This window comes from Rahnella inusitata, assembly GCF_018288855.1.
Lineage (GTDB): Bacteria > Pseudomonadota > Gammaproteobacteria > Enterobacterales > Enterobacteriaceae > Rahnella > Rahnella inusitata.
The window spans coordinates 4692329-4704828 of record NZ_CP065024.1 but is presented as its reverse complement, the minus strand read 5'-3'; the positions used below and the strand labels follow the sequence as shown (position 1 = coordinate 4704828).

At 50.6% G+C, this 12500-nt stretch carries 12 protein-coding genes; 7 read left to right on the top strand and 5 right to left on the bottom strand.

Annotated elements, in window-relative coordinates; translation table 11 throughout:
* The first annotated feature begins 407 nt into the window (after positions 1–407).
* Complete coding sequence (locus I2123_RS21960) at positions 408–1103, top strand: YopT-type cysteine protease domain-containing protein (RefSeq protein ID WP_112168434.1); 696 nt, start codon at positions 408–410, stop codon at positions 1101–1103.
* A gap of 240 nt (positions 1104–1343) precedes the next feature.
* Here I2123_RS21960 and I2123_RS21955 read toward each other — a convergent pair whose 3' ends face one another.
* On the bottom strand, positions 1344–2744 hold the full coding sequence (locus I2123_RS21955; RefSeq protein WP_213051524.1) for an amidohydrolase family protein: 1401 nt from the start codon (positions 2742–2744) through the stop codon (positions 1344–1346).
* A gap of 114 nt (positions 2745–2858) precedes the next feature.
* Positions 2859–3713 (bottom strand): LysR family transcriptional regulator, encoded by an 855-nt coding sequence (locus I2123_RS21950; RefSeq protein ID WP_213051523.1) that lies wholly within the window; start codon positions 3711–3713, stop codon positions 2859–2861.
* Between the two features lie 267 nt (positions 3714–3980).
* On the opposite strand from I2123_RS21950, the gene hpxO reads away from it, so the two are divergent.
* Together hpxO and I2123_RS21940 are read left to right on the top strand one after the other, a co-directional pair.
* The gene (hpxO, locus tag I2123_RS21945) at positions 3981–5138 is read left to right on the top strand and encodes an FAD-dependent urate hydroxylase HpxO (protein ID WP_112168431.1); all 1158 of its coding nucleotides are present in this window, start codon (positions 3981–3983) and stop codon (positions 5136–5138) included.
* 147 nt (positions 5139–5285) lie between these two features.
* The gene (locus tag I2123_RS21940; RefSeq protein ID WP_213051522.1) at positions 5286–6881 is read left to right on the top strand and encodes a hypothetical protein; all 1596 of its coding nucleotides are present in this window, start codon (positions 5286–5288) and stop codon (positions 6879–6881) included.
* A 40-nt stretch (positions 6882–6921) separates the two neighbouring features.
* Here I2123_RS21940 and I2123_RS21935 read toward each other — a convergent pair whose 3' ends face one another.
* Both I2123_RS21935 and I2123_RS21930 read right to left on the bottom strand, forming a co-directional pair.
* On the bottom strand, positions 6922–7410 hold the full coding sequence (locus I2123_RS21935) for a hypothetical protein (protein WP_213051521.1): 489 nt from the start codon (positions 7408–7410) through the stop codon (positions 6922–6924).
* A 55-nt stretch (positions 7411–7465) separates the two neighbouring features.
* Positions 7466–8371 (bottom strand): LysR family transcriptional regulator, encoded by a 906-nt coding sequence (locus I2123_RS21930; RefSeq protein WP_213051520.1) that lies wholly within the window; start codon positions 8369–8371, stop codon positions 7466–7468.
* Between the two features lie 113 nt (positions 8372–8484).
* On the opposite strand from I2123_RS21930, the gene I2123_RS21925 reads away from it, so the two are divergent.
* The gene (locus I2123_RS21925; protein WP_112168427.1) at positions 8485–9228 is read left to right on the top strand and encodes an SDR family oxidoreductase; all 744 of its coding nucleotides are present in this window, start codon (positions 8485–8487) and stop codon (positions 9226–9228) included.
* Positions 9229–9238: 10 nt separating this feature from the next.
* Positions 9239–9394, top strand: a complete 156-nt coding sequence (locus I2123_RS21920) for a hypothetical protein (RefSeq protein WP_167457512.1) — start codon at positions 9239–9241, stop codon at positions 9392–9394.
* Position 9395: 1 nt separating this feature from the next.
* Here I2123_RS21920 and I2123_RS21915 read toward each other — a convergent pair whose 3' ends face one another.
* Entirely contained in the window at positions 9396–9776 is a 381-nt protein-coding gene (locus tag I2123_RS21915) for a tautomerase family protein (protein ID WP_112168426.1), read from the bottom strand.
* A 361-nt stretch (positions 9777–10137) separates the two neighbouring features.
* Between I2123_RS21915 and zorA2 the strand changes: the two genes are divergently transcribed.
* Positions 10138–11784, top strand: a complete 1647-nt coding sequence (zorA2, locus tag I2123_RS21910) for a type II Zorya anti-phage system protein ZorA2 (protein ID WP_213052591.1) — start codon at positions 10138–10140, stop codon at positions 11782–11784.
* An 80-nt stretch (positions 11785–11864) separates the two neighbouring features.
* On the top strand, positions 11865–12497 hold the full coding sequence (gene zorB2, locus I2123_RS21905; protein ID WP_244879933.1) for a type II Zorya anti-phage system protein ZorB2: 633 nt from the start codon (positions 11865–11867) through the stop codon (positions 12495–12497).
* Positions 12498–12500: the final 3 nt, after the last annotated feature.

The window sequence follows — 12500 nt, the reverse complement described above, 5'->3', positions numbered from 1 at the left end:
AATATCCCGTTCTAAGCGCCATTTTATATGGTTAAATAATATTCAGTAAGAGCCTCGCGAATACGAGGCTTTTAATTTTATGTGACAAATATGCTGCCCTTAAAATATAAACTATTTATATATTTTAAAATCAGTCATTAGCAATAAATATATTTTTGACTATTTTTAAATCTCGTCTGTTTTTATATGTACATTAACGAATCACTCTTTTTTCATATAAAACAATAACGTAATAAAATAACTTGTTACGTCTTATTTTTCTATAACATTACCTAATAAATGGGTATATAGTTAATAACTTGTGGGTTACTGACGCGAACTATTAATGATTGCCTGCACTCATATATATGCCGTGAATGTATTCTCGCACTTGGTAAAATGGAAATTATATATAAAAGGAATTCGATATGCAGAGTGATATACTTATAGCCCTTCTTGCGCTTAATGGTGATTATCATTTTTTTAAGCAGGATGACTATATAACACGTAATCATTGGTCAGATGAAGACCCTACGAAACGCCAGGGTTCCTGGACCGGGAATCAATATGATGAACATGGGAAAGTGATTGCTTATGGAAATGGTGCAGGCGTCTGCGAAGGCTTAGTTGCTGCCTATATGATTTCAGGGAAAAGTTGGAGTAACTTTCAATCATATGTCGCAAGCGCAAGTGGTAAAAATTTAATACGTGGCTTGACCAACCTCCAGTGGATATCTCCAAAGGTGCGTTCTGCTAACGGGATTAAAAAGTCTGACATACGAGAAGATATTTTAAAGGCTCATCATGTGATTTATTTAAATGCAGCAACTCTACCCGCCAGTGCTATGTATGAAAATGGTGGGGCTGGAGTTTTCGATAATATTGACCCCTCAATTTGTTATATGATTGCTATGTGCAGCGGCCAAAGTGGTCACGCGATAAGCATGAGATTTAATGATGGTAGGATACGACTTTTTGACCCCAATTATGGTGAGTTTTCTTTTGCTTACGTTAATAAAAAAAGTAAGGGAATGAGTATTTTCATTAGTTTTCTTTTAAATGTGTATTATCCAGGTAAGTACACAACTTTTATTATAGAATCATATATGCCCACTAGAAAATAATCATATTTGTCACTTTATGAGAATGATTCGTGATAATGTGTTTTTTGCGATCATGATCTAAAATTTCCAATGAAAAAAGACGGGTCTAAAATATTTACGTTCTATTCAGTATATTGTTAATTAGATCCGGTCATTTCCATCTCAGTCATTGAAAACGGGTCAATGTTTTTTAATATCATGATGGGAAAATGTTAATTTTTCCCATCATGTTTGTTGTTTTATGTATAAATGTTCAGAGCTTCAAACCTTCCCCACCGCTCCAAACACCAGTCTTCCCTGATGGAACGTCGCTTTCACTTCAGACACCCGCGCCACGGCTTCTGCCGAGCAACTGGCGTCGACCAGGATCATTTCGGCGCTGTCGTTGACGGCCGGCCACTGCCGTTTACCGGCATCGTCAAGCGGCAGGACGTTGCCGGTGGCGATGGCGAGGGAGCGCGTGAGGCCGAATTCGTCGGAGTTACCATACAACTGGGCATAAAGGCTGGCTTTTTCCAGCATGCTGCCGGTGCCAAACGGTGACCAGTGGTCGATCACGCTGTCGGTGCCGGTCATGACGAAGACGCCGTTCTGGCTTAGTTGCGGCAGCGGCATATTCAGTTTGCCGAGTGGAATGGTGGAGGCGACAGTGAACTGCTGCTCGGAAAGCCCCGCGATCACTTCTTCAAGTTCCGTGCCCTGCATCATGGCCAGCGCGAAACCGTGGCTGAGCGTTACCTTGCCTTTCAGTTGCGGATTTTTCTCCACGGTATGAATCATGTATTTTACCGCCGCGATCCCGGCGGGCGTAGTTTCATGCAAATGAATATCCACGCCTTTTTGGGTATCCAGTGCAATCTGGAACATTGCGTCCAGCGACTTTTCCATCGCGCCGTCGACGTTGGTTGGATCCAGCCCGCCGACGTACTGCACGCCCATTTGCATCGCTTCGCGCATCAGGCCATCGACTTTCGAATGCAGTAAACCGTGCTGCGGAAACGCAACGATCTCACAACTGAAATCCTGCTGATGTTTTTCCAGCGCAATTTTCAGATGCTCGAGGCTTTTCAGGCCGCTGACCGGATCGATATTGCAGTGACTGCGCGCCACGGTCGTGCCTTTGGAATGCAACAGGCCAATGATTGCTTCGGCATGTTCGACCGACGTCGGCAGCAGTTTGGGGATCAGCACCTGCTCGCGGGCAATCATATCCATGATGGTTTTGCCTTTCCGCGGGCGTGGCGCTTCCCATTTGCCGCCGTAAAACGTCTTATCGAGGTGAATATGCATATCGCGCGTGGCGGGGAGCAGAAGCAGCCCTTTGGCGTCAAAAGCCGGTAACGTGCTGGCCGGTGCGCCGTTCGCGGGCTGAATGGCGACGATCTTGCCGTTATTGATTTCCAGATTATATAGCCCGGTTTGGGTGCCGATGATCATATCGCCTTCACGCTCGAAGCCTTCCTCCAGCCGGACTTTGCGCAATTGGTAGTGGGGCGCGGAAATTGCGGTGATCTGGCCAGTGTCCTCGCATTTTTCGGATTTATTGCCTGCGCTGACCGTCGATGCCGAGGCCATGCCGGTGGCCAGTAACGCGCTGGTCGCGGTGATTTTGGCGGTATGAGAGAGAAAGTTTCTGCGGCTTTGTTGCTGAGGATTTTGCACGTCGAATTCCTTAATCACGATGCTCAGAGGATGTTGCTTTTCCCTTCACCCTAAAAGATTACGCCGGTTCCGGCTGCGATATTTGCCACTGCCAGCCAGTGGCAAATGCAATGGCTAGCTGAGCTGACAAAATGCACGCAGTTTTCCGGCCAGTGCGATTTGCGCAGGCGTGGCATCGGGGCGATAAAACAGTGCCAGTTCGACGTTATCGATCGGCGGTAAGCCGCTCTCTGCGCCCAGAACCCTGTGCTCCGGCAGGCGGCAACGGGCGGGCAGCAACGTAACGCCTAATCCGGCGGCGCTCGCCGCGACCAGCGCGGCAAGGCTGGCGCTGCTGTAGCTGATCCGCCAGCTGCGCCCGATAGCATCCAGCGCCTGACACAGCTCGTCGCGATACAGCGCATTGAGTGGAAACAGCACCAGCGGCACCGGGTCGCGCTCAAATGCCGGAAACTCGGCGCTGTCGAGCCACAGCATCGGCTCGGGGCGCGACGCGTTGGCTTTCTCGCCGGTCAGTTGCTTCACCAGAATAATATCCAGCATGTCTTGTTGCCAGGCGCGGCGCAGCTCATGGCTCAGGCCGCTGGTGACGTCGAGACGAATATGTGGATGTTCGCGGCAAAACTGCGCCAGCAGCGAAGTCGTCGCGGCGGCAAAATCTTCGGGCACGCCGAGACGCACTACGCCGTCGCGCCACTGATCGCTCAGAGCGTCGTGCGCTTCGCCGTTGAGTGCGATGATCCGGCGGGCATAGCCGAGCAGCCGTTCGCCCTCTTCGGTGAGCTGGACCTGATGCGATGTGCGTTCCAGTAACGGTTTGCCGAGCGCCTCTTCCAGCCTGCGAATCTGCTGGCTGACCGTCGATTGTGATAAATAGACGCGATCGGCGGCGCGGGTAAAGCTGCCGGTCTCGGATACGGCCACGAAACTGAGTAACTGCTGCGGGCTAAACATCGGATAGCGATTCATTTCATCACTACTTCTGGTTGTGGTATTGGAAATCTGAATACATCGAAGAGTATCAACCTTCGCCGTCACGCACCAGACTGACGCATTACCACGCGATTGCCGCCCTCATGCTTCACTCCTGATCCACAACAGCGCCTCGTTTTAGTGCAATTCCTGCTTATTTCGCCTCTGACGATTTCGCTTAAGATTGTATACAAGCCATTCGTGGCAAATCGCGGTTGTGGTACAGAAATTGCTTTTTCCTTGTGAGACTTCAAGGAGAAAAACATGAAAGCGATCGTGATTGGTGGCGGTATTGGCGGTACGTGTGCGGCGATTGCGCTGAAGCGTTTTGGTATTGAGACCGCTGTATACGAGGCGGTGAAAGAGATCAAACCGGTCGGCGCGGCGATTTCCATCTGGCCAAACGGCGTGAAATGCCTGAATTATCTCGGCATGAAGGACGCGCTGCGTGCGCTCGGCGGACAGATGCGCTTCATGGCATACAAAGAATATCAGCAAGGCCAGACCATGACGCGATTCAGTATGGATCCGCTGATTCAGAGCGTCGGCGAACAGCCGTATCCGGTGGCACGCGCCGAACTGCAGTCGATGTTGCTCGATACCTATGGTCGCGACGAGGTGCAGTTCGGCAAGCGCGTGACGCACGTCGAAGAGTCCGCTGACAGCGTCACCGCCTGGTTTGACGACGGTACATCAGCTACCGGCGATCTGCTGATTGCCGCCGACGGCACCCATTCGGTGATCCGCCAGCACGTGCTGGGTTACGCCACTGAGCGCCGTTACGCCGGTTACGTTAACTGGAACGGGCTGGTGGATATCGACGAAAGCATCGCGCCCGCCGATCAGTGGACGACGTTCGTCGGCGAAGGCAAACGCGTTTCCCTGATGCCGGTGAGCGGTAACCGTTTCTACTTCTTCTTCGATGTGCCGCTGCCGAAAGGTTTAGCGGAAGATCGCGCCACCGTGCGCGAGGATTTACTGCGCTATTTCGCCGGATGGGCGGAGCCGGTGCAGAAACTGATCGGCATGATTAACCCGGAAACCACTAACCGCGTCGAAATCCACGACATCGATCCGTTTATGCAACTGGTGAAAGGGCGTATTGCGTTGCTCGGCGATTCCGGCCACAGCACCACGCCGGACATTGGGCAGGGCGGCTGCGCGGCGATGGAGGATGCCGTCGTGCTGGCCAATGTGCTGCAAACCAACTCTTTAGGGATTGAAGATGCGCTGTTGCGCTATCAGGAAAAACGCGCTTACCGCGTCAAGGATTTAGTGCTGAAAGCGCGCAAGCGCTGCGACGTCACCCATGGCAAAGAAATGGCGGTGACCGAGCAATGGTACGAAGATCTGAAACAGGAAACCGGCGAGCGCATTCTTTCCGGCATGTGCGAAACCATTTTGGGCGGGCCGCTGGAATAATCTCTCCGTTTTTGTGATCTGAAGGGGAATGTCCTGGGCATTCCCCTTTAATCAACCTTAAAGTTCTCTGCGTTTTTGCCGAAAATAGCATCAGTAGGATCATGATATCCACTGGCGTTATGCGCAAAAACATAGGGACTTATCGGCATGACAATCAATGCTCTGGCAGGAAATCAGTCGGTTACGCCGTTGGTAACCGCAATAAAAACAACGGCGACGGTGTCTTCCGCTGCGGCGCAACAGCAGGCTGCTACCACGCAGTCGACAGCTGTTACCCTCGGTCAGGCGACAACCAGTACGCCGGTTTACACCATCACCCGGCCCGCTTTGGCCTGGGAAAGTGCATCTGGCGATCTTCTTTCTTCCAAACTTGCAGGTAACTTCAGTGCCTCCGGGAATGCGGCGCGTTTTGCCGGTCTTGGCTCGGCGCTGATGGAACGCTTTGCACACAACGGCGGAAATTATTCGCAGTCGGTGATCAGACAGACAGCTTCTTCGCAGGCGGATTCCGCCACCTCGCTGGCGACCGTTTCCAGACAATCGCAACTGCACACCAAAGCCGATAATCAGATCAGCCTGAGCATCAAAACCGCCAGCGGCGCACTGGTGGATATCACGCTCGGCAGTGATACTGATGGCCTTGGCGTACAGGTCAACGTCAGCAAAGGCACGCTGAGTGATGCCGACCGGCAGGCGCTGGCGAAGATGGCGGACGGTTTTCAAAAAGCGATTGATGGCCTGACGGCGCAACCGCCAAAGCTGGATCTGAGTGGCCTGACGACGTTTGATACCTCGGTGCTGACGTCTGTCGATCTGCACGCCAGTCTGGGTACGGAAAATACGCAGACGCTGGATTTCCACGCCGACGCCAGTACCCGCTCGGTGAAATCCACCGGGATCGACGGCACTGTGGATATCAGCGTGGACATGAGTAAGCGCGCACTTCTGGGCAGCGAAAGTCAGCAGACGCAGGCGCTGAATCAGTATCTGAAACAGTTTGACAGCGCGGGAGTGCGCGGCAACGCCAATGATTCTCTGATGACGATGTTCAAAGATGCCTTCACGGCGCTGAACAGTCATTACGGTGAGACGTCGACGACGCACCAAAGCAGTGGCAAAGAGCCTGTCTATTTCTCACTGACGAAGACTGATAAAAACATGGTTTCCGGGCTGGCGGATTTCACGGCGTCAATCTCGCAGACGCCGGGGGATAAAACCAACCCAATGCGCCCTGATGAAGTGGACACCTTCTCCTATCAGGTCTCGCAATCGAGCAACATCAACGGGACCAGCTCGCAGGATCGCAACATCTCTCAGAAGCAGCAGTCACATCTGGTCGCCAGCTACCACAAATCGCTGACGACGGGTTTACAGCTCAACCTGACGACTGACCGAAACTCGCAAAATTACCTGTATTATCAGATTGATGATAAAGCCGAGAGCAGCACTAATATTCAGTATCAGAAGGGCGCCCTGGTGAGTGCATCGGTGGACCAGAGCGCCAGCACGTCCACGCGTATCCAAAAATATGTGAAGGGATGGCTGGAGTCAGACACCACCACGCCGGTGGAAACGTCGAAAACCACTGATCTGCTCGGTAAGCTGCAATCAGCATGGGAAAATGATAAATCGCGGATGTCATTCCAGGATTATCTGACTAAGCACACGTTGCCGGACCTGAGCGGTCTGGTGTTGCTGGAGTCTGATCCTAATCAGCTTCAAAAAAGTTCAGCGACGTTCTGATCGCGCTCCAGGCAGCCTCGCGAGAGGCTGTCAATCTTCCTCATACCATCTCAAACTTCGCGCCTTTCAGAACAATGTCTGCAAATTGCAGATGATGCATAAACTCGCGCAAAATCAGCAAAGTGGCGGCGAAATCATTGCCGTCGGGTAACCCTTCAAAGTGCGCAGGTCGGCCGTTAATCACCAGTGCCAGCCGGTCAAACGTGCGCTCGACGGCCTCGACGGACAGCGTCATGACTTCATTTTCCGCCACGCCGGCAATCCGGGCGAGCGCGCGGATATCGTTGTCGCTACTGAACAGATGCGCGCCTTGCGGAATGTCATGACGAATGCGGCTGACCTCATCTTCGACCACCATGATCGCCGTTTCCATTTCATCCGGGGTTGGCGGAGAGTGACGAAAATAGCCGACGGAGGTCAGCTGCGAGCCGAGCGTCAGCGGCAGAGTTTTGTCCTCGCCATCGGTATTTCTGACAGTAATCAGCGTTTCTTCGCTGCCGATATGCAGCAGTACAGCAGGTGTTGTCATCAGCGATTCTCCAAAACGTGTGTTTTCTAACTTACTCTGAATACCCCCGAACGGTCTATCCCGCCAGCAGCACATTACGTCGCGCAAACTCTTTCACCATCCAGTCGATAAACACCCTTACACGGGGCGAAAGCTGGCGGTTGCGCGGATAAAGCAGGGAAACCGGCATTGAACCCACCGGGAAATTCGCCAGAATTTGCACCAGTTTTCCCTGAGCCAGATCCTCTGCCAGGCCGTACTGCGGCACCTGAATGATCCCCATCCCGCGCCGTGCGGCTTCTTTCATGCTTTCTGCGCCGCTGACTGACAGGCTGGTCGGCAGCATCACTTCGCGTGGTTTTCCCTGGTGTCGAAATACCAGCGGTAACAGGCCGCCGGTCGCGCTTGAGCGGTAGCCAATCATCCGGTGAGTACTGAGATCGTCTGGCGTATCGGGTGTACCGAAGCGTTGCAGATACGCCGGGCTGGCGCAGGTGATTTCAGCCAGCGTCCCCAGCGGGCGGGCTACCATATCGCTGTCTTTCAGCTCTCCGGCGCGGATCACGCAGTCAATGCCTTCGCGCACCAAATCCACCAGCCGGTCACCTTCGCTGAGGTAAAACTCGATATCAGGATACTGCGCCAGAAAATGCGGCAGACCCGGCAGCAAGAAATGTCGTGCCAGCGTCCCGTGCGCATCTACCCGCAGCAGCCCTTTGGGTTGCGCACCCGCGAAGGCCATTTCAGCATCTTCCACGTCGGCCAGAATGCGCAGGCAGCGCTGATAATAGGCTTCACCATCCAGCGTCGGACTGACGTGGCGCGTCGTGCGTTGCAGCAGGCGGACATTCAGCCGCGCCTCCAGCTGCTTTATTGCATCCGTAACCGTTGAGCGTTTGAGGCTCAGATTCTCGGCGGCCTGCGTGAAACTGCGCAGTTCCACCACGCGGGTAAACAGCCGCATGCTGTCGAGTTTATCCATGATGATTGTTCGCCTTTTCCGGATAGTGATATCGAATATCGGGGAATTATCCGGCAGCGTCAATCCGCTATGCTTTGTTCACTGACCGACAATTAGCCTTAAGGAAATATTCTATGACTTCTTCGACTCAACACAAAGTGGCGCTGGTGACCGGCGCATCACGCGGTATTGGCGCGGCGATTGCTGAGCGTCTGGCGCAGGACGGCTTTACGGTGATCGTGAACTATGCACGCGGCGCAGCAGAGGCCGATGCGGTGGTAAGTAAGATCGAACAAGCGGGCGGAAAAGCGGTCAGCGCACAGGCTGATGTCAGCGATGCAGCCGCTGTCCGCCGGATGTTTGCCAGCGCAGAACAGGCGTTCGGCGGCGTTGACGTGCTGGTGAATAATGCCGGGATCATGATGCTCTCCGCCATTGCCGACACCGATGACGCCGCGTTTGACCGGCTGATTGATATCAACCTGAAAGGCACTTTCAACACCCTGCGTGAAGCGGCGAAAAATCTGCACGACGGTGGCCGCATCATCAATTTCTCCTCAAGCGTGGTGGGATTATATCAGCCGACGTATGGCGTCTACGCCGCGACGAAAGCCGCAGTGGAAGCGCTGAGCCGTGTCCTGACTAAAGAAATGCGTGGCCGCAATATTACCGTGAACACGGTAGCGCCCGGTCCGACGGCAACGGATTTATTCCTCAACGGTAAATCCGGGCAACTGATTGAAAACATCACCAAAATCGCGCCGCTCGAACGCCTCGGCCAGCCGCAAGACATCGCCTCCGTCGTCGCTTTCCTCGCAGGCCCCGACGGTGCGTGGATTAACGGGCAAACGCTGAAGGCGAACGGGGGGATTGTTTGAGGGGATTTGTATGCCGATAAGCACCAGCCTGCGTGGCGCGCCGGACGAAGTGCGGGTGAACAACCTCGGTTCACCCTGTGTTGTCGCTACCACGCACATCTACACGATGGGCTGGCGTCACCGGCAGGGAAACACTGTTGGCCTGAAGCGGCTTTACTCTGCTTAAATCACGCGTACTGCGCTTCACCGTTGCCGAAGGACCAGTTTTCTTTCGGCACTTCCACCAGACTGATGAAGACATCTTCCAGACGCAGACCGACTCTTTCATGCAGGCCATAGGCCACGGCGTGGTAGAAGGCTTTCTTCATTTCCACCGTGCGGCCGGTGTTAAGTGTTATCTGAATGACGATGCAGTTAGGGCTGCGCTGGATATCCAGATAATCCGGAGAAATCATCATTTCTTCCGGAGAGTGTTCGGCTATGACAATAAACCGATCGTTCTCAGGCACGTTCATCTGGGTACGCAATGCTTCGTAAATGGTATCGCCCACAGTTTTACGGTAGGTTTCGGGTTTTCCTTCAACCATATCAATTCGAACAAATGGCATCTTCGTATCCTCATTTTTATTTGCAGGGCGCGCATCTCGCTGGATGCGGCCTTTCAGGTATGCATGATAGGAAGAGATGTGTCGAGTTGAATTTTGTACGAATTATTTCTTTATGTTTTTTCTTTCTCTTAAAGTTATTTTTTAAATAGATGAAAACTAAGCATCCACTTAAGTGAAATAATGCAATTTACAATAAAATTAATAAGTGATGAAGAATGATATTTATCATGCCTTTATCATTTATTTTTTGGTATTTTATGTTTCCTTTTTCTGACAACAACAGTTTTCAGACTCCATCGTAATAATTTGTACAAGCTAAGGTATAAACCTTCGCTTCTGTATAGGTTTCAAAGGGATCATGATGCTATCAAAAGTGCTGGAATCTTTGCTGAGTACAATGAACTCGACAACGATCACTGATTGTTTTATTTGGGCTGTTATCGCGGTATTTTTAGGTGCTTTATATGCCAGAAAAAAAGGTAAATCATCACATTTCCTGGAATATGCACCTACTTTGATGACTGCGCTTGGGATCCTCGGAACCTTCGTAGGGGTTGTCATCGGGCTTCTGCATTTCGATACAACCAATATAGAACACAGTATTCCTGTTTTACTTGGCGGCCTAAAAACAGCGTTTATTACGAGTATTGTCGGAATGGTGGGTGCATTAGCTTTTAATATTTTAGATAGATTACTCCCGTCATCTAAGGCCAATGGTATCACTTCGCCAGTGACCGTAACGCCTGACCATATACATGAAGTACTCCAATCCCAGCACAAACTCTTAGAAAGAATAGCCTTTGGATTTGATGGGAATGATGAGGTTTCGTTAGTCGGGCAGCTTAAATTGTTGCGCACAGATATGAGTGATATTTCTAAATCTCAGAGAAAATACCATGAAGACTTCAGCGATAAGTTATGGGTAGAACTTACCCATTTTGGTGATTTAATGGCGAAGGGTGCCACTGAGCAAATCATTGAAGCGCTGAGAAAAGTGATTGTTGATTTTAATAATAACCTTACTGAACAATTTGGCGAAAATTTTAAGGCTTTGGACAGCTCGGTGAAAAAGCTTGTTGAGTGGCAGGACGCTTATAAAGATCAGGTCGACGTGATGGGCGAGCAATATAAGCAAAGTGTCGATTCCCTGATGGAGACAAAACAGTCAGTTGCGGGGATTTGGGAAGAGTGTAAAGAGATCCCACTCGCGATGGCAGAATTGCGAGACGTGTTGCAAGTTAACCATCATCAGATTGGAGAGCTTTCACGGCATTTAGAAGCCTTTGCCATATTACGAGATAAAGCAATAGAAGCCGTCCCTGCGATTCAGTCGAAGCTGGATGAAGTGGGTGAACATCTGAAAGCAGGGGCGTTGAGTGTCAGCACTTCCCTTGAGCAAACGGGGGGACAATTGCTTATCAATGCCAATGCAATGCGTATTGCTTTGGACGAAGGCGCCGAAGGTTTTAGAAATTCTGTGACACAGACTCAGCAATCATTTGCTTCGATGGCTCATGACGTTGCGAACTCTTCCGAGTCACTCACCACCACATTGGGCGATACCGTTGAGGAAATGAAATCCAGTGCTGTTGAACTGCTAAACGCAATGCAAAATTCAGTGAAGGAAATGGGAACTAAGTTACATGAGCATTCGGTCGGATTGTCGGGGATGATGAAAACTCAGTCTGATGAACTGGCAAGCGTGATGAAAAGCAACTCAAGTAATATGTTGGATAATTTGCAGATTTCTTTTGAAAAAGCTAATTCCGGTCTTAATGCACATGTCAGTGATTCCATCGGGCGTTTTGGCGAAGCTATTAACACTCAACTCAAGGCGTTCGAAGAGGCAACGGACCGAGAAATGAACCGTGAATTACAGAATCTTGGGAATTCACTCATCTCTATTAGTAAAGGATTTGTTAATAATTACGAACAGCTCATTAAAGAGTATCAATCTTATATGGTACAGGTGAAGTTGTTAATTGATGAAAAAGGCAGCCGCAGGTAAATAAAATGGAGAGAATTTTAGGGAAGTCGACAACTGTCACTAAGCAAGATAATGAACACTGGATATCCATGTCAGATCTGATGGCAGGATTAATGATGGTGTTTCTTTTTATCTCGGTGGCTTACATGCATTATGTGCAAGTCGAGAAGAATAAAATTAAAGAGGTTGCGGTAGCCTATCAAAATGCTCAGACAGAGCTCTATAATGCACTTGAGTCTGAATTCGCCAAAGATTTACCTAATTGGGATGCTGAAATAGATAAGCAAACTCTGGAGTTCAGATTTAAATCCCCTGATGTTTTATTTAAAACGGGTAGTTCTGACTTGCAGTTGGGATTTAAGTCAACGCTCGATAGTTTCTTCCCACGTTACCTGGCAGTATTGGATCAATTTAAAGACCACATTACCGAAGTCCGGATTGAAGGCCATACCAGCAGTGACTGGACAGGGACATCTAACCCTGATGTCGCATATTTTAATAACATGGAACTTTCACAAGGCAGAACCCGTACTGTGCTTGAGTATGTCTACGAAATGGATGACATAGTCACTCAACGTCCCTGGATAAAGGCTCATTTCTCAGCAGTAGGATATTCATCATCGCACCCTGTCATGACCGAAAAGGGGCGAGAAGATCCACAACGTTCAAGGCGAGTGACATTCAAAGTGCTGACTAACGCTGAACTCCAAATACGACGGATCATTCAGGAGTAATTC